The 23,115-nt window shown below is 56.7% G+C and carries 24 protein-coding genes, 1 pseudogene and 1 riboswitch; of the genes and pseudogenes, 5 read left to right on the plus strand and 20 right to left on the minus strand.

What is annotated here, in order from left to right:
* Window positions 1-8: 8 nt before the first annotated feature.
* Window positions 9-2,072: a tetratricopeptide repeat protein gene (locus Q8Q08_00645; protein MDP2652521.1), complete on the minus strand. Its 2,064-nt coding sequence runs from the start codon at window positions 2,070-2,072 to the stop codon at window positions 9-11.
* The gene (gene hemW / locus Q8Q08_00650) at window positions 2,069-3,172 is read right to left on the minus strand and encodes a radical SAM family heme chaperone HemW (GenBank protein MDP2652522.1); all 1,104 of its coding nucleotides are present in this window, start codon (window positions 3,170-3,172) and stop codon (window positions 2,069-2,071) included. The genes Q8Q08_00645 and hemW overlap by 4 nt, the downstream gene beginning before the upstream one ends.
* 343 nt (window positions 3,173-3,515) lie before the next feature.
* Between hemW and Q8Q08_00655 the strand changes: the two genes are divergently transcribed.
* Genes Q8Q08_00655 through Q8Q08_00665 form a run of 3 tightly spaced genes read left to right on the plus strand, consistent with a single transcriptional unit; the run spans window position 3,516 to window position 7,742 of the window.
* Window positions 3,516-3,923, plus strand: a complete 408-nt coding sequence (locus Q8Q08_00655; GenBank protein MDP2652523.1) for a hypothetical protein — start codon at window positions 3,516-3,518, stop codon at window positions 3,921-3,923.
* Window positions 3,920-5,332 (plus strand): glycosyltransferase family 39 protein, encoded by a 1,413-nt coding sequence (locus Q8Q08_00660; GenBank protein MDP2652524.1) that lies wholly within the window; start codon window positions 3,920-3,922, stop codon window positions 5,330-5,332. Before Q8Q08_00655 ends, Q8Q08_00660 begins: the two co-directional genes overlap by 4 nt.
* 34 nt (window positions 5,333-5,366) lie before the next feature.
* Window positions 5,367-7,742, plus strand: coding sequence for a YfhO family protein (locus Q8Q08_00665; protein MDP2652525.1), 2,376 nt, complete (start codon window positions 5,367-5,369; stop codon window positions 7,740-7,742).
* A gap of 76 nt (window positions 7,743-7,818) precedes the next feature.
* Here the strand turns inward: Q8Q08_00665 and Q8Q08_00670 are convergent, their stop codons facing one another.
* The 9 genes from Q8Q08_00670 to Q8Q08_00710 all read right to left on the minus strand — a co-directional run bounded on the left by Q8Q08_00670 (window position 7,819) and on the right by Q8Q08_00710 (window position 13,320).
* Window positions 7,819-8,055: a hypothetical protein gene (locus Q8Q08_00670; GenBank protein ID MDP2652526.1), complete on the minus strand. Its 237-nt coding sequence runs from the start codon at window positions 8,053-8,055 to the stop codon at window positions 7,819-7,821.
* Between the two features lie 150 nt (window positions 8,056-8,205).
* Window positions 8,206-8,682, minus strand: coding sequence for a hypothetical protein (locus Q8Q08_00675; GenBank protein MDP2652527.1), 477 nt, complete (start codon window positions 8,680-8,682; stop codon window positions 8,206-8,208).
* A 65-nt stretch (window positions 8,683-8,747) separates the two neighbouring features.
* Window positions 8,748-9,479 (minus strand): twin-arginine translocase subunit TatC, encoded by a 732-nt coding sequence (tatC, locus tag Q8Q08_00680; GenBank protein ID MDP2652528.1) that lies wholly within the window; start codon window positions 9,477-9,479, stop codon window positions 8,748-8,750.
* Between the two features lie 14 nt (window positions 9,480-9,493).
* Window positions 9,494-9,685, minus strand: coding sequence for a twin-arginine translocase TatA/TatE family subunit (locus tag Q8Q08_00685; GenBank protein MDP2652529.1), 192 nt, complete (start codon window positions 9,683-9,685; stop codon window positions 9,494-9,496).
* Between the two features lie 124 nt (window positions 9,686-9,809).
* Window positions 9,810-11,231, minus strand: a complete 1,422-nt coding sequence (locus Q8Q08_00690; GenBank protein ID MDP2652530.1) for a hypothetical protein — start codon at window positions 11,229-11,231, stop codon at window positions 9,810-9,812.
* Between the two features lie 60 nt (window positions 11,232-11,291).
* Window positions 11,292-11,798 (minus strand): alpha/beta hydrolase, encoded by a 507-nt coding sequence (locus tag Q8Q08_00695; GenBank protein MDP2652531.1) that lies wholly within the window; start codon window positions 11,796-11,798, stop codon window positions 11,292-11,294.
* A gap of 8 nt (window positions 11,799-11,806) precedes the next feature.
* Complete coding sequence (locus Q8Q08_00700) at window positions 11,807-12,157, minus strand: hypothetical protein (protein ID MDP2652532.1); 351 nt, start codon at window positions 12,155-12,157, stop codon at window positions 11,807-11,809.
* A 12-nt stretch (window positions 12,158-12,169) separates the two neighbouring features.
* Window positions 12,170-12,721 (minus strand): NUDIX hydrolase, encoded by a 552-nt coding sequence (locus Q8Q08_00705; GenBank protein ID MDP2652533.1) that lies wholly within the window; start codon window positions 12,719-12,721, stop codon window positions 12,170-12,172.
* 125 nt (window positions 12,722-12,846) lie between these two features.
* Window positions 12,847-13,320, minus strand: a complete 474-nt coding sequence (locus Q8Q08_00710; protein ID MDP2652534.1) for a peptidylprolyl isomerase — start codon at window positions 13,318-13,320, stop codon at window positions 12,847-12,849.
* Window positions 13,321-13,918: 598 nt separating this feature from the next.
* Window positions 13,919-14,015, minus strand: a riboswitch (cyclic di-GMP riboswitch).
* A 153-nt stretch (window positions 14,016-14,168) separates the two neighbouring features.
* Here Q8Q08_00710 and Q8Q08_00715 point away from each other — a divergent pair.
* Complete coding sequence (locus tag Q8Q08_00715) at window positions 14,169-14,891, plus strand: hypothetical protein (GenBank protein MDP2652535.1); 723 nt, start codon at window positions 14,169-14,171, stop codon at window positions 14,889-14,891.
* A 15-nt stretch (window positions 14,892-14,906) separates the two neighbouring features.
* Window positions 14,907-15,104: a hypothetical protein gene (locus Q8Q08_00720; protein MDP2652536.1), complete on the plus strand. Its 198-nt coding sequence runs from the start codon at window positions 14,907-14,909 to the stop codon at window positions 15,102-15,104.
* Between the two features lie 4 nt (window positions 15,105-15,108).
* Here the strand turns inward: Q8Q08_00720 and Q8Q08_00725 are convergent, their stop codons facing one another.
* The 9 genes and pseudogenes from Q8Q08_00725 to Q8Q08_00765 form a co-directional block, all read right to left on the minus strand.
* Window positions 15,109-15,465: a hypothetical protein gene (locus Q8Q08_00725; protein ID MDP2652537.1), complete on the minus strand. Its 357-nt coding sequence runs from the start codon at window positions 15,463-15,465 to the stop codon at window positions 15,109-15,111.
* Between the two features lie 77 nt (window positions 15,466-15,542).
* Entirely contained in the window at window positions 15,543-15,851 is a 309-nt protein-coding gene (locus Q8Q08_00730) for a hypothetical protein (protein MDP2652538.1), read from the minus strand.
* A 19-nt stretch (window positions 15,852-15,870) separates the two neighbouring features.
* The gene (locus Q8Q08_00735; protein MDP2652539.1) at window positions 15,871-16,431 is read right to left on the minus strand and encodes a DUF309 domain-containing protein; all 561 of its coding nucleotides are present in this window, start codon (window positions 16,429-16,431) and stop codon (window positions 15,871-15,873) included.
* Window positions 16,431-16,982 (minus strand): hypothetical protein, encoded by a 552-nt coding sequence (locus tag Q8Q08_00740; GenBank protein MDP2652540.1) that lies wholly within the window; start codon window positions 16,980-16,982, stop codon window positions 16,431-16,433. Before Q8Q08_00740 ends, Q8Q08_00735 begins: the two co-directional genes overlap by 1 nt.
* A gap of 650 nt (window positions 16,983-17,632) precedes the next feature.
* On the minus strand, window positions 17,633-18,904 hold the full coding sequence (locus Q8Q08_00745) for a glucose-6-phosphate isomerase (GenBank protein MDP2652541.1): 1,272 nt from the start codon (window positions 18,902-18,904) through the stop codon (window positions 17,633-17,635).
* Window positions 18,905-18,945: 41 nt separating this feature from the next.
* Window positions 18,946-20,076 carry a tRNA 2-thiouridine(34) synthase MnmA gene (gene mnmA / locus Q8Q08_00750; GenBank protein ID MDP2652542.1) on the minus strand — a complete coding sequence of 377 codons (1,131 nt, stop codon included), beginning with the start codon at window positions 20,074-20,076 and terminating at the stop codon, window positions 18,946-18,948.
* Between the two features lie 57 nt (window positions 20,077-20,133).
* Window positions 20,134-21,453, minus strand: a complete 1,320-nt coding sequence (gene bioA / locus Q8Q08_00755) for an adenosylmethionine--8-amino-7-oxononanoate transaminase (protein MDP2652543.1) — start codon at window positions 21,451-21,453, stop codon at window positions 20,134-20,136.
* 96 nt (window positions 21,454-21,549) lie between these two features.
* Window positions 21,550-22,224, minus strand: a pseudogene (gene bioD, locus Q8Q08_00760) (dethiobiotin synthase).
* Window positions 22,221-23,009 carry a methyltransferase domain-containing protein gene (locus tag Q8Q08_00765; GenBank protein ID MDP2652544.1) on the minus strand — a complete coding sequence of 263 codons (789 nt, stop codon included), beginning with the start codon at window positions 23,007-23,009 and terminating at the stop codon, window positions 22,221-22,223. Before Q8Q08_00765 ends, bioD begins: the two are co-directional and overlap by 4 nt.
* Between the last annotated feature and the right edge of the window lie 106 nt (window positions 23,010-23,115).

A 23,115-nucleotide genomic window follows, 5' to 3' on the forward strand; every position in this document is an offset into this window, starting at 1 on the left:
AAACACGCTCACGGACCGGATGACTTTTCGTCCGCGGCCTTGGCTTTCAAACCTTCCGCAGCCCTCATCAGATCGCCAAACCGCTGGTCCGCAGGGCTCCGGCGCAACCCTTCGCGCCAAATCTCGACCGCCTCGTCAAACTTCCCGGCATTGCCGTAAACCTTCCCCCATTCCAAATACGCCTCGGGACTTCCCGGACTGATCTCGATCGCCCGGGAATATAACGCGATGGCCAGCTCCCGGACAGGATGGGCGGCAAAAAGATTCCCGGCGCCCACCAGCAGCCCGGGATCCCGGCAGTCCCTCAGCATCGCCTGCCCCAACTCCACCGCCTCGGCCATGTCGCTGCGGGAAAGATAAAACTTCAAAAGCCCCAGCGAGGCCTTCGCATGCCAGGGGACCAGGGCGAGGATTTCCCGGTGCTGGCGGACAACGGACGCGGGATCATCGCGTTTCGCGTAAATCCCGGCCAGGTTCAGCCGCGGCTCGACCAGATAGGAGTTCAGCTCCAGGGATTTTTGAAACGCCTCCTCGGCCTTGTTCCCGCCGGCGCCGCTCTGCAGCAAGGCCACGCCAAGATTGTTAAAGGTGAGCGCGGAATGAGGATTCACCTCCAGGGCCTTCCGATAATGCCCCGCCGCCTCGCCGGGCCTGCCCAGCATCAGTTCCATGCTCCCCAGGTTCGAATAGATCTGCCAGTCGTGAAATTCATTCCGCAGGGACATCAGATAATAGGCCCGGGCGGTCTTAAAATCCCCCATCCGCAGATACGCGTCCGCCAGATAAGCACGAGTCATGGTCGGCGCCTTGTTCAACCAGTACTGGCAATACCTCACCGGGTGCCCCCACAAATGATTATAGACCATTGTGCTGGCCATCAGGATGAGCAGAAGCCCTCCGGCCAGGACCAGCCAGGATATCCGGGACAATGTCCGGCGCAGGGCCGTGAGCCCGGCGGCGGCCAGGAGGAAAAATCCGATGTTGGCGAAAAACATCCAATGCGGCTCGATAGCGAACCCTTCGTCCGGACGGAAAAGGCAGGCCGCCGTGACCGGCGCGAACCCGGCCAGTCCCCACAAAAGCGCGAAGGATTTCAGGTCCTTTCGCCCCCAGCGGAACAGCAATATAACGCAACCGGCCGCGGCCGCAGCCAGGGCGAAAATCCAAAGCCAGGCTTCCTCATGGACCGGCGGGGTCACCCAGATCATAACGATCCCGTTGAGCGTGACCAATCGCCCCGCATACCAGAAGACCAGTTTGGAAAAAGACGCCAAATAACCGAACGCGTCAACGCCGAACAGGGGCAGATTGTCGAGGACCCCGGACTTCAGGCTGGCCTGGGTCATCCGGAACGCCAGATACACCCCGGCGATCACCGCGTAAGGCAAAGACCTCGCCAGCGCTTCCCGGAATCCCTTGCCCATCACCATCCACAACAAGCCGAAGACATACAACGGAAAAACAAGCGATGTCTCATGGCAAAATAGAGACATCAAAAACAAAAAGAGACTGGCCAGCCGCAATCCGCGGCGGGCTGACTCCGCCGCTTTCCAGCAAGTCCACAAGCTGCCGGTCAAGGCCAGAATCTGAACGGCAAAAATGCTGGCCGTGATGTAATTGACGATCATCCCGTGGATCGGATGGACCGCGTACAGCGCAGCGGTCAAAAAAGCCAGGGCCGCCCGGCCGGTCATGCAGCGGACCAGGCCGTAAATCCCCATCCCGCAGAGATAAAAAAGCGCCAGATTCACCAGGTGATAGCCGACGGGATTTTCCCGGAACATCAAAAAACAGGCCGCCGGGATCAACCGCGCCAGGGGCCGGTAAACCGCCGAGGCCGGAGAGTCCTGGATATTGAGGACCTTCTCGGCGTCCGGGACGAACAGGTAGGGCAGAAAGGCCGCGTTGTGGACTTTGGTGTCGCTCAGGAAAATATCGTAGTCGTCGATCAGGAAATCGTTGCGCAGAGAATTGCCGTAAGCGGCCACAACAAGCAGGAACAGAAGGATGCCTGCGGTCAGCCAGCCGGGGGATTGCTTGCTATTCGTCGTCGATTCCATGATTGGCCTCACAAAAGCCGCGAAGAGATTTCGTCCAGGACCAGGCGCCCCTCGAGCGTCGCCCCGATCCGCCCGTTGTCCCGCCAGAGAAAACCGTCCCGGACGAACGCGTCGATTCTCTCTGTTCTATCATGCCCCAGGGCGCAGGCGAACCGGTTTTCCAAACTTTTGACATCGACGCCGGCGTTCATCCGCAGGCCGAGCAGAAACGTTTCCCAAAAGCGCTCGCCCGCCGCCAGCTGTTCGCTCCCGTCCTCCGGGGGACGGCCGTCCTTGAACCGCGCCAGGTATTCCGGCAGGCGCGAGACGTTCCAGGAGCGCCGCCCGTTCCGGTGGGAATGGGCGCCCACGCCCAGCCCGGCATAATCGCCGCCGGTCCAATAATGCCCATTGTGCCGGGATTCATGCCCCGGTTTCGCGAAATTGCTGACCTCGTATTGCCGCAATCCCGCGGCCTCGAGCCGCCCGGCCACGATCCGGTATTGCCGGGCCTGGTCTCCGCCTTCCAGCTCAACAATATGTTTGGCAAAAAAACGGCTGTTCTCCTCAACGGTCAAAGTATACAGGGAAACATGCTCGCTGCCCATCGCCGTCACCTGCCGGATGTCCCTCTCCAGGTCCGCCTCTGTTTCCTGGGGAAAAGCGAACATCAGGTCCAGGTTGATATTTTGAAATCCCGCCTGCCGCAGGATTTCATAAGCCTCTCCCGCGCGTTGGGCGTCATGACAGCGGCCAAGATATTTCAAAAAGGAATCGCGGAAGGACTGGACACCGAGGCTCACCCTGTTGATCCCCAAATTTTTAAGGCAACGCGCCTTGTCCGCGGTGATGTCTTCAGGATTGCATTCCACGGTCCACTCCGCGTCCGGCGGAACGGCGAAATTGTTCCGGACGATGGCGGCGAGGCGCTCCAGCTGGGCCGGGCTCAATCGGCTCGGCGTGCCGCCTCCCCAATACACCGTCCCGGCGTCTGTCCCGCGCCAGGGTCCGGCTTCCCGGGCCAGGCAGTCCAGATACTCGTCAACGCGCTGTTCCTGCCCGATCGCAACAACAAAAGAACAATACAGACATTTCTTCTGACAAAAAGGGATGTGGATATACAGTCCGGTCATGGCGACCATTATTTTACATGATTTGCCCCGGAGCAGCGGTGTTTTTTAATGAGCACATAACTTACGGAAATCCAGCGAAGCTGGACGACGCAAGTTATCTGTGCGAATTAATGAGCCCCCGGCTTACGGAGTCCCGCCCTTGGCGGGACGAACGTAAGTCGGCTGGGCGAACCCATTCGGCTTTGCTCAGGGTGGTTTGGCCCAGAGGGGCCAAACCACCGCAGGCCCCCGCAGTCTTGATTTGCGTTAGCAAATCATACAGGGGAAAGTCGCCATCCTGTTTTCGATTTTCTCCAAGTCGTGTTAGAATAAACTCCGTCAACTCCATCAAAGGATTCTCGTGATGCCCCTGAAATTTATCAAAGCCGCCGGCCTGGTCTACTTTTTGGGGATCCTCGTGGTCCACGGCATGGCGGCCTGCAAAGAGTTCCCGGAGGCCCGCCGGAAAGCCCTCCTTCCCCTGAAGGAACCCGGCCTTGAGTACGCCGATCTGCGGCCGTTCCTGTCCAAGGACAAGCGAGTGGGATACGCCACCGACAGGGACCTTTCGCCGGAAAATAACAACACTTATTATTTGCTCTCCGCCCAGTACATGCTCGCGCCCGTGGTCCTGGAAATAGAGGACGGATCGCAGGACACGGTGCTGCTGGACTACACGCATCCGGACGGGGCCTTCGAAGCCATCTGGCGCCTGGGCCTGACCCCGATCCACGACAACCGCTACGGGAAACTCCTGGCCCGACGACCATGACCAGCCCTTACACCGGTTACGCCATTTCCTTTTTGCTGGGGTCCCTCGTCCTGAAAACCATCCTGCGAGGCCAAAGGCTGCCGGCCGCGCTGTTCCTGTTCCTCGCCGTCGCAACAGGGCTGGGGTGGTCTGCCTTCCTCGGGTTCTTTTCGCTGCTGTTGTGCGACGGCTTTCATCCCGCCGGCCTCCTTGCCGCTCACGGACTTTGCATCGGCGCCCTGGGCCTGTGGAATGTCCGGAGCGGATGGGAAACGGCCCGAAAATTCCGCGTCCGTCTTCCGGCGCGCCTGCCGCTCCCGATGGACTGGCTCTATGCCTCCTGCCTGATCTTCCTGTTCGCTCTTTCCTCCGGGATCACCTACGCGTTCGCGATCCCGAACTGTTTCGGAGACTGGGACGGCTGGGCGGTGTGGAACACGAAAATGAAATTCATCCTGACCGCCGGCAGCCAGTGGGAAAATGTCTTCCGGCTGCACTGGCATACCCAGCCGGAATATCCCCTTCTGCTCCCTCTGGTCAACGCCTGGGGCTGGATATTCTTTCCCAAAAATTTTTATACCGTTCCTGTCAATACCGGCATCCTTGTCACCCTGTGCTCGATCGGGCTGATGCACGCCGGGTTGACAGGCCGCGTTTCGCGATGGAGCGCCCTGCTCGCGGCGGCCGTCCTCGCCCTCTTTCCTCAATTCACCATCCTGGGGGTTTCCCAATACGCGGACGTGGTCCTGGCCTTTTACCTGCTGGCCGCTGTCACGGTGCTGCTAAAAGCCCTGACGGCCCGGGACGAACAGTTCTTTCTTCTGGCCGGTCTCCTGATCGGATTTCTCACCTTCACGAAGAACGAAGGGATCATCATGGCCGCCCTGCTGGTCGGGATCAGCGGGATTCACATCGGACGCTCCTCCGGCATCAGCCGGAAACTGAAAATCCGAATGGGACTGTGCCTCGCCGGAGGGTGCCTGCTCACCTCCCTTCCGACGATTGTCTTGAAAACCGTGCTGGCCCCGCCCAACCGCGACATCCTGGTCTGGGGACATTCCCTGACAGGAACATTCTTCAATTGGGAAGGCATTGTCCTGGTCTGGCGGGCCCTGTTCAAAATCTTGACAGCCACGTATTACTCTTACATTTTTCTGGCCCTGGGGCTGCTGTTTGTCCTGCAAGCACCCCGCTATTTCAAAAAGGAGAACGCTGTCCTGACCGTTTTTCTTCTTTGCTACACGGGCATCCTTCTGCTGGTATATTTGACCACCATCAATTTTGACCTGGAATGGCGGCTCTCCCGGACCCTGGGGCGGCAGATGCTCATTCTCCTGCCTGTCTCGCTATTCCTTTATTTCTATGCCTGCTGGCCTGCGGTCCAGGACCCGGAACCCAACACCCCTTCCGCGGACAACCACAAAGATTGAACAATTTTATAAAAGTCAGGATATACTACTCCTTATGAATCGCGCCCCTTTCCTCAGAAAACTTTCCGTCGCCCTGCTCTTCGCGGCCCTTCTCTCCACCGCTTTTTTTGATGTCGTCTTCTTCAACAGGACGTTCAAGGTCACAACCGCCAATTCCCAGGCCTTTCCCTACGGCGCTTACCTGCAGGAAAACAACAAGCCGCCGTTCATCCCGGTCAACGGCACAGACACGCCGGTCATGGAAGAACCGGTCTACGAGTTCATTAAACGCAACCTCTGGAAAGGCATCCTGCCGTTGTGGAACCCCCACCAGGCCTGCGGATTCTCCCTGATCGGCATGATGGAGACCGCCATCTTTTTTCCCCTGACGTTCATCATGTACATTTTTCCGGAATATTACGCATGGGACCTGCTGATCCTGGGCCGTTTCTTTTTTGCCGGACTTTTGACATACTGGCTGATGCGCACCCTGCGCAACGGCGTTTTCCCGTCGCTGACGGCTGGCGTTGTCTTTATGCTCAGCGGGCCGATGGTCCTTTTGCAGTACTGGACCGCCAACGTGGACATCATGGCGCCGGTCCTCCTGATCAGCCTGGAATGGCTTGTCCAGCGGACGCGCCGGGACAAAACGCAAACTGAAAAGGTCCCCTTCCGGCCCATCGCATACCTGGCCATCACCATCGCGCTCACGTTCTTTGCCGGGCACCCGGAGCACGTTTTTCTCGTAAACGTGTTCGGCTTCGCATTTCTGGTCCACCGCCTGTTCGTATTCCGTAATGAGGTCGATTGGAAAAAATGCCTGCTCTCCTACGCGGCGGCCTGCGTCCTCGGGATCGGGATGTCGGCCATTGTCCTTTTCCCGTTCCTGCACACGCTCTTTTTCGAATCCTGGCACGGCCATCCGCCGGGAACGGGACTGCTCATGGAAGAACAGCGTCCCCGCGCCCTGACCCTGGCGCTGCCCCACTTTTTTCAAAACGTGCCGTTGACATATTTTTGGGAATTCTCCGGCTGGTGGGGCGGATATCTGGGGACACTCCCCCTCGCGCTCGCGGTCTTGAGTTTATTCAGCAAACAACGGCGGGGGATGAACTATTTCCTTGGGGCTGTCGTATTGATCCTGATCGGCAAACAATACGGGCTTCCTGTCATCAACTGGCTTGGCTATCTGCCGGTGTTCAACGTCTGCCGGTACGCCATCCATTCTCCGCACCTGACCGCCTTTTGCGTGGCCCTGTTGGCCGGCATGGGGGTCCGCCTGCTGGCCTCCCGACGCCGTGTTTTCCTTAACGGACTATGGTTCGCCGGCACCCTCGCCGCCATCACCGCAATTCACCTGACCGTTCTCAAGGCCTCCTCGACAATCGCTCTCGGATGGCAGGCCGCCCTGTTCGCCGCCGGTTTGCTGGCCGCGTTTCAGCTCATCCTTTTTCTGAAGGACAGACGGATCATCCGCCGTCAGGCCGCGGCCCTGTTTGTTTTTCTGCTTGTTTTCTGCGAACTGACAAGCTACATCCACCGCGAACGGCCTGCCCGCTTCGCGTCATTCCCCAAAATCCCTTATATGGACTTTCTGAAGTCCTCGCCGGAACGCGTGCGCAGTTACGGGATGTTCTGGGCGTTTTACCCCAACACCGCCACGGCCTTTGAGGTAGATGACCTGGGTTATTTCTTCGGGCTCGCCCCCAAGCGATACGTCGAATTTGTCAACCGGCTGATCCGCAAAGAACATTTCAAAAACGACCTGCGGCCGCCGGCGCTGCGCGCGGTCCCCCTGGAGGGCCGCAAGCCCATCCTGGATCTTCTCAACATCCGGTACATCGTCGCGCCGTCCAAGGACCGGCTCTCGCGGTTGCTGACCAATTTCGCGGAAATCCACGCCCGGGAGACCACCGTCTACAACGGGGAAGTCCTCATCTATCAGCGGCCCAACGCCTTTCCCCGCGCGTTCGTCGTGCACAAGGCCATCTTCACCCAGGACACCGACAAAACCCTGACTCTCCTCGAGCAGATCGGCCCGGAGCTGCGCCGCCTGGCCGTCATCAACCATGCCGTTTCCCCCATCATCAAAACCCTCCTGCAGGATGCGCCGGTCGAAGACGGATCCCGCGCTTCCATCACCGCCTACACCGCCAACGAGGTCCGGCTGGAAGCTGTTATGGAGAGTGCCGGCTTTCTCGTCTTGAGCGAGGCCTACCATCCTGGCTGGCGGGCCTATGCGAACGGCAGGCAGATCCCGGTCTATCAGACCAATCATCTTCTGCGCTCGGTGTTCCTGGCACCCGGCCGTTACGACATCAAATTCGTTTTCGCTCCTCAGGAATTTTTCGCCGGCGCGGCTGTCAGCGCAGCGTGCGCGGCCGCGGTCCTGCTGCTGGGCTTCCTGAGCCGTCCGCGCCGCAGAAAATAGCTCCTCCCCAAAACACAAAAGGCGGGTCACCTTTCGATGACCCGCCTTTTCAAAATCCCCCAAAATCTTTTACGCTTTAGAGACCCTTCTTCTTTTTCAACTTCTCTTTGCGCTGCTTGGCCTGCAGGGTTTCATACTTTTCCGGCATGTGGTATCTTACCCACCCCTCAGAGTACAGCGCCAGCCACTCGTCCGTCGCCCGCTCGACGCCGATGTTGTATCCGGCTTTCTGGCTCTCGATCCAGAGGTGACGATGGATTTCTTCGATGACCCGTTTGTCTTTCAATAAATCCCTGAGATCATGAATCTTCATAAAATCCTCCATTCCATTCTGACCAGTGCACTACGGGGTGAGGATGAAAGTCTCATGCGAAAGTTGTTAACTGCCCCAATTATATCCGAAAACGGCCCGATTTCAAGGCCATTCGGAATAAACTGGAACCGCCGGCGGTCACGCTAACGTTCACGGTTCCAGCTCGAGCCCGCAAATATTCTGGCGGCATAAACACCGGGAGGACGGGACCGCGCTGCCATCCGCCAAAGGGCCGTGGATAAAATTCTTACAGCTTCCGGAGCCGGCCGCACCCTCGACGAGCACGCAATCGTGATCGGCCATGCAATATTCCGGCCCCTGGAAATACTCAACCTCCGGATAACGGGAGATGATCCGGCCGTCGGCTTCATTGATCAAAAGGTGCAACCCCAGCCGGCCGTCATGAAGAATCCCGCACGCCTCCCCGACCGCGAACTGCACCACCCACGCGTGATCGATGCACGTCACCCAGTCGGTTTCGCAGGGCCGCAGGACCTTGACCTCAATGCATTGTTTCAAAGAACCGCCCCTAAGGCCATACAGGGCATGAGCTTCCGCCGTGGCTTCAGCCGTTTCCCGGGCCGTTTCCCGGGTCAGAGCGGTCGGCTCACCGGCCCGGGCATTCATGACGGAACAAGTATAGCATATCCAAACAAGGGTGAATGCCGTTGCCGGTAAAAATCGCGCGCTTCTCATACAGGGGTCTTCCGTGCGGGAAATTGCGTCATGAGGATCCCGACTTCATAAAGCGCAACCAGGGGCAGAGACATCAGCAATTGGGAGATGACATCCGGCGGGGTCACGACCGCGCTGACGATCAAAATCAGCACAATGGCGTAACGGCGTTTCTGGCGGAGGAATTCGGGCGTTGCAATGCCGATGCGCGCCAGAAACGCCAGCGCCAGCGGCAATTCAAACACGATCCCGCAGCCGATGAGCAGGGTGCCGACGTAGGAAATGTATTTCTCCACCGTGATCATGGCCTGCATCCTCGAAGAGGCGAACCCCATAAGGAACTGCAGCGACATCGGGATCAGGACAAACCACGCGAACACGGCGCCGGCCGCGAAGAACACGAACGACAACGGCCCGAAAACAGAAACAAATTTCCTTTCCGGCGCCGTCAGTCCCAGGGCGACAAATTTCCAGATCTGGTACAGGAGGACCGGCAAGGACAGAAAAAAACCGCCCAGGAAACACATCGTCAGGCGTGCGGTGAACGCTTCCTCCGGAGACGTGAAAACCAGATGACCGACGGGACGGATGACAAATTCCAGGACGGGGTCTGTCAGGGGATACGCAAAGATAACGCCGATGATGAACGCGAGAGAGGCCTTGATGATCCGGGCGCGCAATTCTTCCAGATGATCGAAGAACGATTGCGAACCGCCGGGAGAAGAAGAATGGAAAGGTGCGCCTGCCATGCCGGAAACCGGGCCTACGACCGCGGGCCCTTGTCCTTGTCGTCCAAAGGCTCTTTCACATCGCCTTCAATGTCCCTGGCCGATTTTTTGAATTCCCGCAGGGCCTTGCCGATGGCGCTGCCGATCTCCGGCAGACGTTTGGCGCCGAACAGGATCAGGACCACAACCAGGACCAAAAGCAATTCCGTGACGCCGATTCTTCCCATGGCAAACTCCCTTCAATATTGGCTTAAGCTCGTGCGCCGAAACCCTCTTCAGTCCCCACGCCCGGCAACACGCTGTATTGTATTCCCAAGAGCCGCACCGGACAAGGGAAATACCTCTCCTGTGTCAATGGGATCCGGACGCAGGAGCAGATCTCATTTGGCGGAAAGACTGCAACATCTCCCATTCCCTATCCCAGGCATGGTTATCCGGCTCCAGTTCCTTGCCTTTTTTCAACAGCTCTGCACACTTGTCAATTTCATAGAGCTGAAAGAATTTGGCCGCGTTCATGATCACCCTGGGATTGTCCGGAAATTTCTGCAAATTCTTCAGCCATAATTTCCGCGCGGTTTCATAGGTCTCTCCGTCGATCGCGGGATGCAACATTATATACGGGGACATCATCATCCCGCCCTCAAAACCCGGATGATTTTCGATAATCCAAAGAATGTGCTCCTGTTTTCGGCGACGGGAATCGTCGTCCTTCCTGAGAAAATAATAACCCAGAAGCTTGAAACGAGATTTCAGATCTTCCGGAACCGCAGCCACGCGTTTTTCCAGTTCCTGCGCCTGCGGGTCATCCACATTGGTCCCTCCAAAGGCCTCCATGGAGGTAGACATCTCTTCCATTTCGGACAGGCTAAAATTAAACATGGAATCCCTGCGTTGTGCGGTGTCGGGGAGAGCAAAGGCAAAACCTTTGGCTGAAAACGGGATGTCAGTTTCAATATCCGAAATTTCTTCGGTGATCTTCCCTTCCATATTCATACCTTCTGCCATTTTCATCTGGGTTGCCATCAGGGCCTTCATCCGGGACTTGTTAGCCTCCGTTACGTCCTCGCCCATGCTTTTCAAGGCCTCCTCAATATCCTGATCCGTGAGGTTTTCGGCTGCGCCACTCATTTTCCCCAACGGATATTCGCTCCGGAGGATCAGCAAGCGCTTTGTGGAAATCCAGAGGGTGATTTTCTGCTGCAGGGATTTGCTGTCCGCCGTGACGACATAACATTCCTCTCCGTTGACCGCCTCCTTTCTCTCTATATGGGAATTGGACAAATTGCCCAAGAGGCTCCGTTTATTGAAAAACAAAGGGGGAATCATATTGGTCGACCCGCCGGAAATCCCTGCCGCCGCCCCCAAAGCCATCTCTCCGCTCTTAAGCTCTGCATAAATATCGCCGGTCCCCATATAAATAAAGGTTCCTTCCCCGGCGTTCCAGGCCGAGCCCTGGTGTTTCTGACCGGCCGCCTCCTGGGTCCAGACGACCTTAAAAAAATCCGGCCGGCCCAGGGCCATCGTGTAATCCGTTTCCTGATCGTTTGATTTCCCCTGAAAAGTCATGCGAAACGACACCCGGCCCTTAGCCTGATAGGTCTTCAAGCTTTGGTATTGGACCTTGACCTTGTCCAAAATGACCTCCGCCGGAAGATCGGCGGACATCTCTGCTGGCTGTGCCGCCTTAGGCCCTTCCTCCGCCGCCCCGCAAATTCCGGCAGAGAAAACACTCCATCCCATCGTCATCACAACCACCAAATATTTTTTTAACATCACCCTTCCCCTTTTCAATTCTTCTGCCGCCGGGCGATGCTCCCAGACGACAGGTCAAACTTAAGAAAAAATATTTTCTAAAAAGACACAAAAAAATCTCTCTACATCCGTAAGCACGGAGACCAGGCGGTGATCCGAGGGCAAAAGGAACAACCGGGACTTGTGCTCCCTTGAAAAACGGATGGAATTCTCGACAGGGACGATATTGTCCTCCCAGCCATGCACGATATAGGTCAGCTGGGCCTTCGGAACCGGCGACTGAACGGCATATCCCGGGATGAAAAACGCCGGGGCCAGAAGGAACAGGCCGCTCACGTTCAAATGAGCCGAGGCCAACGCGGACACATATCCGCCCATGCTGGAGCCGACCAGGACCAAATTTTTACCGGCCGACGGCTTGAGCGCCAGCAGTTTTTTCACGCGCTCGTCCGGGTCCATCATCGTGGAATAATCCGGACTTTCGACGTGGAAACCTTTGTCCCGGGCGATCTTTGCCAGCGCCTGGATCTTGGTCCCCCACGGCCCGCTCTCCTTTCCATGGGCGAAATAAACAATATGATCGGGCATAAAATCTTTTACCATAATTTTCTGAATTGCGGACGGCCGTATTTATAAAAAGCCTGCGCGCAGGCCTGGCCCATTTCCCGGGTGTCGCGAAAGCCGTAGTCTTTGGCCAACTGATCGAAATCCCTGCGCCTCTGTTCGCCCTGCTGGGCATGCTCGGTTGACTCCCCGAACCCGGGGGCAAAAGAGTTGAAAACGACCCACACGACCTCCGCGCCGCAGATGTCCTGCATCTCTTCCTTGGACAGGGCCCGAATGTCCGAGGCCGGCCACACATAGACCTTGCGGACCTTTCCGGTCCGGACAAAGATCCCCCACATCATGATGCCGATCAGGAAAAACAAAAAAATCCTGCTGCCCATACCCGCTCCGGCTTAAAGGATTTCGTCCCTGAGGACGAAGAGATACCACAGATTTGCGCTGATGTGCGTACCCTGACCCTGCTCCGCCATCAAATATTTTTTGATCTCATCCCGCCTGACCAGGCAGACCTCGATGTCCTCGCCCGGCTCCAGGTCCTGGCGGGGGTCGAGGTTGGCGGGGTCTTTCTCATCCACCTCGATATAAACCGTCTGCCCGCTGTCGTCCACGATCGTGGACCCGGTCTTGAGCACCGGGCTGACGCTGACGATCCGGCCGATGTAGCCGGTCTCCTCCTTGAGCTCCACCAGCGCGTGGCGCGGATCGCCGTCGGCCAGGCCCGCCGGGAAACTCAGCACATACCCGCCGACCGCGTGACGGAACTGTTTGATCAGGATGAATTGCCGGGAAGGGACCAATTTGGCGATGATCACGACACCCGGGGTCGTCTTCTTGCGTTTGACGCTTTCCCAGGAGACGGGAACCCCGTTGCGGTCTTCATAAACCGTTTCATACATCGACAGCCATTGGCCCTGATAGAGGATTTTTTCAGAAATCTTTTTCATGTCATATTTTCACCAGGCGGCACTCTTCCTCAGCGGCACAGAGGGCGGGGGTCACGGAGACATTGTGAAAGACCGTCCACAACAACGACCGGACGGACGGGTCGACCGAAAATTCCATCATTTTTTCAATGGTGGTGATGGCCGTCCCCGGAATGGGCGTGGCCGTGAGACAATTCCTCGGGTGTGGCGTCCCGGCGGGTGACGATCTCCACCGTAAAATTCAAGCTCCGGCCGGCCATGGGATGATTGGCGTCAATGGTCACCGTGCCGTCTTTCACCTCCACGACCGTCACGAGCCGGATCGCGCCTTCGCGCTCAACCTGAAAAACATCCCCCTCTTTGACGTTCGGCGTCGGGAACTGCCCGGCGGGAACGTTGGCGATTAATGTTTGATCATAAGGGCCGTAAGCGTCCTCGCAGGCCACAAAAACGTCCTTCGACTGCCCGACCGCGAGCTCCAGCAGGGCCTTTTCCAGGCCGGGGATGATCTGCCCCACGCCTTCCATGAACGCCATGGGTTCGGTCCCGCGTGAGGATTCGATCATCTGCCCCTTATCATCCTTCAAATCATAATGGAACGAAATCACCTGCTGCGCCATCAAAGGCTCCTTTTAATGAGCACTTGACTTGCGGAGCCGATAGGCGACGCCAAGTCAACTGTGCGAATTAACCCTGCGAAGCGTGAACGAGCTTGCGAGTGAACGCCCGCGAAGCAGGGTGCGGTTAAAAAGAATTAATAAAAACTGCCCGTTTTCAGCGCCACCATTCTAACAGCTCCAATACTCTCTGTCCACTTTCCAGGAGGTCACCGAAATTTTCCTATATTTCTAAGCATGTCGCTTGCACTTTTCACTCTTTGGGGAGCGACACAGGAAAGACTAAGGATTAGGCCGACTGCTGCGCATATTAGTCCAATAATCAAATTTTTTGATTCCAATGCAAGAACAAACAGAAGCACAAAAATCAAAAGTCCTACGGACATATTATCGTCCCCCTTTGTTGCCACTGATCTTTTTTTCATCAAAATTCCCCCTCTTAAGAAGCACGTCCAAAATTGTTACCACAGGAATCTAAATGCTGCCAATCATGCAGGATGCAGGGCCCTCCAGTCCGAATAAACAAAAAACCCTATTCTTTTTTGGACACAAAGAATAGGGTTAAAATCCCGAAATCAGGCTTTTAACTTGTCTACTCTTGTTTGGCAACTGGCTGTCCCTCCGAGCTCCGGAACGGAGATCGAGTGGACCCTATAGCTTTGTGTCCCATCCTTACGAATGGTTTACCTTTTCAAACAAGAACATGAATTGCCAAGGGTTAATCTATCAAAAAACTACCCCACTTTCAACAGTTATTTTTCGACCAAATAAAGAAATTTCTCTTCCTCTTGTCTAAGGCCGACAAGAGGACTAAACTGGTAACGTATTACCCCATCGTTACGAGGTTATCCATGAAATACTGCTCCGAATGCCGGGTCTTTTTTGAAGAACAGACCATGTCCTGCCAGCGCTGCCAGGGAGGGTTGAGCGAAGTCTCGCTGACGGACGCGTTCCGGCTGACCGACCGCCAGGCCCTGGAGCGGAACATCCGCGGCAAAGCCAAAAAAGAGCTCCCGGACCTTTACAAGCAGTACCACATCCGCTGTTACATCGGCAACAAGTCCCTTTTCCTCGACTATGACCTGCACAAATACCGGTTAAGACACGGCCGGCGGCTCAAACGGTTTTTCATCGCCCCGGTGACCTTCTTTTCGATCCTGAATCTGCCCTGGTTTTTGTTCAACCTGGTCGCGACCAACCTGTTCCACCTCACCTACACGGGCTACTGCGAGCGTTGCGACGCCAAGATAAACCCCCAGGACCATACCCGCGCCGAGTGCGACTACAACATCGAATATTTCAGCGTTCTCGATGACATCCTCAACGGCCGGATCCTCGACCGCAAGCCGCTGTATGAGCAGTTCGCCAGAGAAAAACAGCTGAAAGGGCTGCGCAGCGCCTACCACGAATTGTTCCACCGCCTGGTCCGCTGGGAAATTTTCTGGGACGTGATCTCGATCTGGTTCTCGGTGCTGTTCTGGCTGTATGTGATCGTGTTTATCAGTTACCCCTGGGTGAAGGTGCTCTGGCAGATGATCCAGGGATGGGAGAGCCGGGAATTGTTGATGGAATAAGATAACGGGGAGACGATGAGAACAAAACGCCAAAAACTGATCAAGATCATTCAAATCCTGAGCATCGGCATGGCCGCGGGGGTGGTCATCCTGTCCGTGGAAAGACTGATGTTCGGCCAATCATTTTTCGCGGATTGCGCGCTGGGCCTGGCGGCCGTCAGCCTGGTCCTCGTCACCGGGATCCTGGCCTTGACCGTACGGTCCGAGGACTAACCGCTCACTCGCCCATGTAGTCCCTGGAGATCAACAGGACATCGTTGATCGGCTGCAGCGTGGACTTTATGTCGCTGACCTGGACCATGAACCTGTATTTCCCGCCCAACTTAAGGTCATCAAGCTTTTCCCCGTTTCGGGCAAAAACAATCAATTCCGTGGGGCCGACCTGCTCAAAATCATCGACGGTCTTGGGTGTCTCGGAGATCACGAACATGTCGGGCAGGCATCCTTTGCACAGAGAACCCGGCGCGCAGGGCGGGCAGAGATAGATCTGGGCCACATACCCTTCGGTGCGAAAAAGGTCCGTGGGCTGGGCCTGCAGTTTGATCCGGGAGATCGTCAGAAAATCAGGCTGCATGTCCGCTCTGACCACGGATCCACCGATAACCAGGCAAAACGCAACAACAGCAATCGTTCGGCGCAGCATTCTCCCCCCTAAGTTCCCCTATGTTTCTGCCGCATGTCGTAGTACTGCCAGCGGGCCACAAATTCACGGACAGCCTGGGCGTCTTTCCCGGATGAGCCCTCCGGGGCCAGGGCCACGGGGTTCAGGCTCCGGCAAGCCGGACAAGCCGGGATCAGATGGCTCACGTGTCCGACCTGCCCCACCGCGATATTGTCGAAACCGGTCTTCAGGAAAGCCTCCGTGTCCTTCAGGAAATCAAACCGGCAGTAGGCGCAGTAACCGCTGTATTTTTCCAGCGCATGCAGGTAAATCTCATCCGCACCGTGTTGATCGGTCATTCCCACCTCCCGAGTGGAATCAGTCTCCAAGGACTATGAACGGATACCCGTCCAGCGGATCAGGCCACGGGGCATCTTCGCCTTTCAGGGCAGGCGCGAAATGCTTCTCCAGCCGCTTCAAGTGATCATCCAGGTCAACGCCCATATAATACCTCGTCCTGGTCCGGACCGCCTGCAAATGCGCCACCGCCCCCTGGTACGTCAGCTCCATCCCGCGACGCTGGTGCAGGAACCATTTGAGAAACGCGGCCGAAACCTTGATCAGTCCCTGCAAAAACTGGCTCGTAGGATGATCCAGCGGCTGGAGCCGCCACAACCCCTCCCAGGCCTCGTGCGATTCCCACCAATAGGCATAGTTATAAAGATCGACGCCAAACAGGTATGCTTCATTCTGGTCCCAGGACTTGGGGGCCAGGACGGAAGGCGGCGGTTCCCGCCTGCCGAAAGAATGTCCCTGCGGATGCTCGGTCGGGTGCAGGGCAAGACCCTGGATATAACGGTACGAGGGAAACGATTTCTGCGAATAACGGGAAAAATTTTCTGAGGGGGCAGACGGAAGCGCTGGCTTACCCGGCGGCATCAAGGGGCCGTCTCGTCCACGGTCGCGTCGTCGGATGTCTTGCCGCCTTCAATCTTGACGCGATAGTAATCTTCTGTGAAATCTTCGATTTTCCGGCTCAGGGGCCGGGTATAGGAGATGACATCCATCGGGACTTCGACCAGGAGGGTGGCAACGGTCTTATCGCCGTCATAGACGGTCACGAGACTGCCCTTGACCAGCCCGTTCAGGACGCCCAGGGTGATGATAAAACGCGATTCCTCCCGGTCAACCCAGAGCAACCCCGTGGTCCGTCCTTTTTCCTCATCGCCGTAGATCTTGCGGGACTCCCCGATCAATTTCTCGATCTCGATGGAGCGGCCCTTGGCGTCTTCAAGTTCCGCCGCTTTGCCCTCGGCCGTCTCTTTTTCCGCGTTGATCAGGGCGACCTGTTCCTTTAACGTGCTGATTTCATCAAGCTTGGCGCGCTGCTCGCTGATGAGGGAATAAAAGGCGGCCACCGTGCACAGGACAGCGGCCAGGAGAAGGGAAATGCCGATCAAAATCTGGGTTTTGTTGGGGTCGCGTTTCATGGTCCATCACTTTTCTAACACGCGCGGAAGGAAAAGTCAAAAAGTATCCCACAATTCCCAACAACCGCGAAAAAAAATTAAAAAAGTTTGTCTTCCCCCCTTGTCAAGCGCGAAAAAATATGGCAATATTAAGTTATCAATAGGAGGATAGGAAAGATACCGCAAGGAAACGAAGGCCTATCACCTTATACGGGCGGCTCCCATAGCCGCTCGTATTTTTTATGGCTTCCCCTTAATTATTAATTAAAGTTTTATCAGGGAAGCCATAAAAGATACCCTGGCTGATTGTGGCCAGGTTTTTTTGGTTTAGTAGTCAATTTATCCGGGAAGCCCAAAAAGATACCCTGGCTGGTTTTGGCCAGGTTTTTTCAAGAGCTTCCACTTTAACTATTTAGAATAGCTCGCAGACCCCGAGCAGGCCATCCCTTGCAAGAGGTTGGTTCTTCAAATTTCAATAAAAATAAACAACCCCCCGGCCAATTTCGGCCAGGGGTTTTTAGTTTTACACCCAACAAAACCGGAAAGCTGGAAGGGCCGGGGCCGTATCCCGCGCGCAGTTCGAGACCGCTTTTCCTTGCTTTTGCATTTTAGAGAAAAGCGGGATCGCTGTTTGAGCACGGGATACGGCCCCGGCCCTTTGCTAACCACGCCTACTTCATCCCCAGCAACCCGAACATCTTCTTTTTGTAAGCCTCGACCCCCGGCTGGTCAAAGGGGTTGACCCCGGACAGGTAACCGGAAATACCGACAGCCTTCTCAAAGAGGTAATAAAGCTGGCCCAGGTGGAATTCATCGGCCTTGCAGATCTTCAGGGACAGATTCGGGATTCCCCCTTCATAATGGGCCATGGCCGTGGCGCGGAAGGCCTGCTTGTTCACAAAATCCAAATCCTTGCCCGCCATACAGTTGAACTTGTCCAGGTCATCTTCCTCTTTCGGGATGATGACGGTATGCCGGGGCTGGTCAACGGTCAAAAAGGTCTCAAAAATATTGCGCATCCCGTCCTGCATGAGCTGGCCCATGGAATGTAGGTCGGTTGAGAAAATCATCGAAGCCGGGAATATCCCCTGGCCCTGCTTGCCTTCGCTTTCGCCGAAAAGCTGTTTCCACCATTCGGTGACATAATACATGTTGTCGTAAAACGACGCCAAAACCTCGATCACCTTACCCTTGTGATAAAGCGCGTGGCGGATCGCCGCGTATTGATACGCGGTGTTGGCGTTCAGGTCCATCTTGCCGTACTCCTGCTCGCCCTTGCGCGCGCCTTCAACAAAACTTTTAATGTCCACGCCCGCGACCGCCAGCGGCACCAGGCCGACCGGGGTGAGGATCGAGAACCGGCCGCCCACGTCATCCGGGATCACATAGGTCCGGTGCCCCGTCTTCTCCGCGATCTGGCGCAGGGCGCCTTTTTTCGCGTCTGTGACGCAGATGATCCGTTTCTTCAATTCATCGCCCTTGTATTTTTTCTGCATGAACTGCTTCACGATGCGGAACGCCAGCGCCGGCTCAGTGGTGGTGCCGGATTTGGAAATCACGACAACCGTGATCCGCTGGTCCTTGAGCGTTTCCAGCAGATTGTGCAGATAATCCGCGCTCATATTGTGCCCGGCATAATAAACCGGCAGTTTGCCGCCGCCCAGATATTCGACCGTGGCCCGGATACCCAGATACGAGCCACCGATGCCGATCGAGATGAGCGCGTCGGAATCCTTCCGGACCTCATTTCCCAAGGCCTCCAGCTCTTTGATCAACGCGTCCGGGATCTTGCCAGGCAAATCCACCCAGCCGAGGAAATCATTGCCCTTGCCGGTTTTATTGTGAAGATCGTCGTGGGCTTTCTTGATCTTCGAAGCCAGGGCGTCGATGTCATTTTGCCCGACAAAACCTTTAAGAAATTCGCGATCCAGGGTGAGGCTCATAGGAGCATTCCTTTCCCAAACGCTTCAGTTAGAAAATGTTTTCACGATATGGCGCAAAATTCTTTCTCTTCGCACGCAACCGGTTCATCGATCACCGCGCCGCCCAGGACGACGTCGCCTTCGTACAGCACCACCGACTGGCCCGGCGTCACGGATTTCTGCGGCTCGAGGAAATCGATCCGCACACGCCCGTCCTCCAGGCACGTGACGTCCGCCGGGACTTCCGGAGCATTGTGGCGGATGCAGACGTTGGCCCGGATCGTCTCGCCCGGGACATCCATGCTCACCGGGTTGAACCGGCTCGCCAGAAGCCCCTTGGAATACAGCTTGGACAACGGCCCGACGTAAACCGTGTTGGTCTCTTTCTCGATCTTGTAAACATACACCGGATGCCCCAAAGCGATCCCGAGCTTGTCGCGCTGGCCGATGGTGTAATTCACGATCCCCTTGTGCTCCCCGACCACCTCGCCCTTCTCGTTCTTGAACAGGCCAGGAACAAACGCGGACTCGCCCACGCGGCTGCGGATAAATTCCTTGTATCCGCTGTCCGGGACAAAACAGATGTCCTGGCTCTCCGGCTTTTCCGCGGTATTGAGTTTGTAGCGGCGGGCCAGTTCACGCACTTCGTGTTTGGTCAGGTCACCCAACGGGAACAAAATCTTCGGCAGGGTCTCCTTGCGCACGCTGTAAAGAAAATACGACTGGTCCTTGCGCTCGTCATTGGCCTTCTTCATCTCATATCGCCCGGCCGCCGGGTTATGATGGATCTTGGCGTAATGCCCGGTGGCCAGATACTCCGCGCCCAGGCTCATGACCTTCGCGTAAAGAGAGCCGAACTTCAAATGCTGGTTGCACTCGACGCACGGGTTGGGCGTGCGGCCGTTCAAATACTCGTCGGTGAAGGTCTGGATGATGTGGTCGTTGATGTCCTTGGCGAAATCGAGGACGTAGTGCGGGATCTCCAGGATCTGCGCCGCGCGCTTGGCGTCCGCGATCCCGTCCACACCGCAGCAGGACGGCTTTTTGCTGTTGGGATGCGAGATGCTGAAGCACATGGTCACGCCGACAACGTCATGCCCGGCTTCCTTCATCATCCCTGCCACGACAGACGAATCCACCCCGCCGCTCATGGCGACGAAGACCTTCTTCTTGTGAGTATTTTGCGAAATCATATTTTCTTAGCGTCTAGCGTTTAGCGGATAGCGTATAGAAAAACTACCCGCTCTACGCTATCCGCTGCCCGCTGTCACTGTTTCAATCGCCCCATACGTGACATCCAGCAATTCGTCCAGTTCACTCTCGCTGACCGCCAGCGGCGGCATGAGAACGATCACGTTGCCCAGAGGCCTCAAAATCACGCCCCGCTCGCGCGCCAGGCGGCAGACCTTGACCCCGATCCGGTCTTCCCAGGAATAGGGCCTTCGGGTTTCGCGGTCCGCGGCCAGCTCGATGCCGGCCATCATCCCCTTCTGGCGAACGTGCCCGACATGGGGTAGATTATAAAACATCTTCAGCCGTCGGCTCAAGTGTTTTATTTTAGGCTGGAGACGGGACAAAACCCTCTCTTTTTCAAAAACCCGCAGATTCGCCAGAGCCGCGGCGCAGGCCAGCGGGTTGCCGGTGTAGGTGTGGCCGTGAAAAAAAGTTTTCTGGTCTTTGTAATCAAAGACAAAGCCGTCAAAGACCCTCTTCGTGGTCAACGTCGCGGCCAGGGGGAGATATCCGCCGGTGATGCCCTTGGCCAGACACAGAAAATCCGGGGATACGCCTTCATGCCCGCAGGCGAACATCTTGCCTGTACGGCCGAATCCGGTGGCCACCTCATCCGCGATCAGAAGAATATCGTATTTCCGGCAAAGCCGCGCCACGCGTTTAAGCACGCCCTCCGGCCAGACGATCATACCGGCCGCACCCTGGACGATCGGTTCAACCACCAAAGCCGCGATCGTGCCGCGCGACTTCCCGAATAATGCTTCCATCCGGTCGAGAGCTCCATCAAAATCCGTTTCGCGGTAGCCGTCCGGAAATCCGACCTTCACGGTCTTAAAGATCAGTTTCTTGTAAACATGGTGAAAAAGATCGATCCCGCCCACGCTCACGCTGCCCAGAGTATCGCCGTGATACGAGTTTGCCAGGTGCGCGATCCGCGTCTTTTTGCGGCGTCCGGTGTTCTGCCAGTACTGGTACGCCATCTTGATAGCGACCTCGACAGCTGTCGAGCCGTTGTCCGAATAAAAGACCTTCTCCAGACCCTTGGGCGCGATGCCGACCAGTTTCCTGGCCAGCTCAACGGACGGCGTATTGGCAAGCCCCAGCAAGGTGGAATGCGCGAGCTTATCGATCTGCGCTTTAACGGTCCGGTCGATCTCGGCCTTGCGGTGCCCGTGCACGTTGACCCACAGGCTCGAAACCCCGTCCAGATACCTGCGGCCGCGTGTGTCCTTCAGATAACACCCTTGCCCCTCGTCAATCACCAGCGGCTCGTCGTTCAGCCAATCTTTCATCTGGGTGAACGGATGCCAGATATATTTCTTGTCCCATTCCGCCAGCCGGTTCGCGTCCCGACGGGCAGACGAAGAATACAAAAGCGTCTTCGGGTCCAGCCGCCCCCGGCATTGCTTGAGAATATCAGCGGTCTTCAGAGACCTCAAACGCGGCAGAATGCCGAGAACCGGGACGCCCCCCAGCCGCCGGATCGCTTGCGGATTTGTCTTCTCCGGAATGCCGTGCGGCTTGCCAGCCAGGTCGTTAAAAATCACACCCCGCACCCGCAGCCCGCGGGAGCGCGCCTGCTCAATGGTTAAAAGCGTGTGATTGATCGTCCCCAGTCCAAGCCGCGCCACGATCACCACATCAAGATCCATCTCCCGGATCAAATCCGCCACGAGATACTCGCCCTGGAGAGGAACGCACAACCCTCCGGCCCCCTCTACCAGGACAATGTCGTGACGCTGCTGAAGCCGTTGATAGGCCTCCAAAATCTTCGGGACGCGGATGCAAATATTCTGCCGCTGAAACGCAATATGCGGCGACAACGGCTCCGGCGCCAGATATGGATTGATCTCAGCCAGAGAGTCCGCAAGCCGCAAGCCCTTTTTGAGGAGAGCGGCGTCGTTGCCCGCGCACTGCACGGGCTTCATCACGCCGACATCATATCCCTGCTCCTGCAGCAGGGTCCCGAGCGCCAGCGTGACAATGGTCTTACCGACCCCGGTGTCCGTTCCGGTGATGAACAATCCGTCACACGTCACACGATACACGTCACATGCCACATGTTTTGCGTGTGCTTTTATGACCTTGTGACCTTGTGACGCTTTCATTTTCTCGCCGTGATCCATACCACCTCGAAAGTCGCGAACACGCCCCAGCGGTCCTTGAAACGATCTTGATAATAATGCGCCGCGCGGTACAACAGGTCCCGCCCGACGAAGATGTCCCGTTCGCGGACGTTGGCGCCGATGTCCTTGATCCATTTGAGCAGGGCCATCATGTTGTCGAAATGCGTTTTGATGATCTCGTCCTTCAATTCGATATCCTGGAATCCGGCGGCGCGCAGGGCGGCCTCGATTTCGGCCCGACCCGCGAGCCGGCGGATGACCGGCGACGGTCTCGCGCCGTCTCCGGCCGCTGCCTCCAGCGCCTCGAACAATTCGCAAAACGTCTGCCGTCCGAACAATGTCGCGAACAGCGTGCCGCCGGGTTTCAAGCAGGACCACGCGCCGGCAAACGCCTGCGTCAGGTCGTTCGCCCATTGGTACGAAAGGTTCGAAACAACCACGTCAAAGCTGTTCTCGCAAAACGGCAAGGCCTGGGCGTCGGCCTGGACGATCGCCAGATCGCCGTATTTGTCCCGCGCCTGCCGGACCATCCCGTCCGCCACGTCAAGCCCTGTCACGGCCGCGTCCGGGAACCAGAACCGCAGGCGATCCGTCATCCAGCCCGTGCCCATGCCGACGTCAAGAATGGACGAGCACTCCTGGCGGTCCACAATCTTGCGGATGAGCTCGCGGCCGATCTCCTTCTGCAGCCCGGCCAGGACTTCATACTGCATGGCCGCGCCTGAAAAGGCCCGACGGATTTTACGGTCGAGAAGATTAAGGATCATAGGGATTGTTGCTCCTTACACACCCCGCCCTTGGGGCGGGAGTTCCATATCCCAGGGAGGAAGCAGCATAGTGCTCCCCCACGGAGGAATGAAGCCTTATCCGGAT

The organism is Candidatus Omnitrophota bacterium, assembly GCA_030688425.1.
Classification (GTDB): Bacteria; Omnitrophota; Gorgyraeia; order Zapsychrales; family JANLHA01; genus JAUYIB01.

Coding starts and splice junctions, on each gene's coding strand:
- mnmA (MDP2652542.1), bottom strand. CDS start 20,076: ATGATTTCGCAAAATACTCACAAGAAGAAGGTCTTCGTCGCCATGAGC.
- Q8Q08_00705 (MDP2652533.1), bottom strand. CDS start 12,721: ATGAAAAAGATTTCTGAAAAAATCCTCTATCAGGGCCAATGGCTGTCG.
- tatC (MDP2652528.1), bottom strand. CDS start 9,479: ATGGCAGGCGCACCTTTCCATTCTTCTTCTCCCGGCGGTTCGCAATCG.
- Q8Q08_00665 (MDP2652525.1), top strand. CDS start 5,367: ATGAATCGCGCCCCTTTCCTCAGAAAACTTTCCGTCGCCCTGCTCTTC.
- Q8Q08_00710 (MDP2652534.1), bottom strand. CDS start 13,320: ATGGCGCAGCAGGTGATTTCGTTCCATTATGATTTGAAGGATGATAAG.
- Q8Q08_00700 (MDP2652532.1), bottom strand. CDS start 12,157: ATGGGCAGCAGGATTTTTTTGTTTTTCCTGATCGGCATCATGATGTGG.
- Q8Q08_00720 (MDP2652536.1), top strand. CDS start 14,907: ATGAGAACAAAACGCCAAAAACTGATCAAGATCATTCAAATCCTGAGC.
- Q8Q08_00685 (MDP2652529.1), bottom strand. CDS start 9,685: ATGGGAAGAATCGGCGTCACGGAATTGCTTTTGGTCCTGGTTGTGGTC.
- Q8Q08_00670 (MDP2652526.1), bottom strand. CDS start 8,055: ATGAAGATTCATGATCTCAGGGATTTATTGAAAGACAAACGGGTCATC.
- Q8Q08_00690 (MDP2652530.1), bottom strand. CDS start 11,231: ATGTTAAAAAAATATTTGGTGGTTGTGATGACGATGGGATGGAGTGTT.
- Q8Q08_00745 (MDP2652541.1), bottom strand. CDS start 18,904: ATGAGCCTCACCCTGGATCGCGAATTTCTTAAAGGTTTTGTCGGGCAA.
- Q8Q08_00765 (MDP2652544.1), bottom strand. CDS start 23,009: ATGATCCTTAATCTTCTCGACCGTAAAATCCGTCGGGCCTTTTCAGGC.
- Q8Q08_00695 (MDP2652531.1), bottom strand. CDS start 11,798: ATGCCCGATCATATTGTTTATTTCGCCCATGGAAAGGAGAGCGGGCCG.
- hemW (MDP2652522.1), bottom strand. CDS start 3,172: ATGACCGGACTGTATATCCACATCCCTTTTTGTCAGAAGAAATGTCTG.
- Q8Q08_00655 (MDP2652523.1), top strand. CDS start 3,516: ATGCCCCTGAAATTTATCAAAGCCGCCGGCCTGGTCTACTTTTTGGGG.
- Q8Q08_00715 (MDP2652535.1), top strand. CDS start 14,169: ATGAAATACTGCTCCGAATGCCGGGTCTTTTTTGAAGAACAGACCATG.
- Q8Q08_00740 (MDP2652540.1), bottom strand. CDS start 16,982: ATGAAACGCGACCCCAACAAAACCCAGATTTTGATCGGCATTTCCCTT.
- Q8Q08_00675 (MDP2652527.1), bottom strand. CDS start 8,682: ATGAATGCCCGGGCCGGTGAGCCGACCGCTCTGACCCGGGAAACGGCC.
- Q8Q08_00660 (MDP2652524.1), top strand. CDS start 3,920: ATGACCAGCCCTTACACCGGTTACGCCATTTCCTTTTTGCTGGGGTCC.
- Q8Q08_00735 (MDP2652539.1), bottom strand. CDS start 16,431: ATGCCGCCGGGTAAGCCAGCGCTTCCGTCTGCCCCCTCAGAAAATTTT.
- Q8Q08_00725 (MDP2652537.1), bottom strand. CDS start 15,465: ATGCAGCCTGATTTTCTGACGATCTCCCGGATCAAACTGCAGGCCCAG.
- Q8Q08_00730 (MDP2652538.1), bottom strand. CDS start 15,851: ATGACCGATCAACACGGTGCGGATGAGATTTACCTGCATGCGCTGGAA.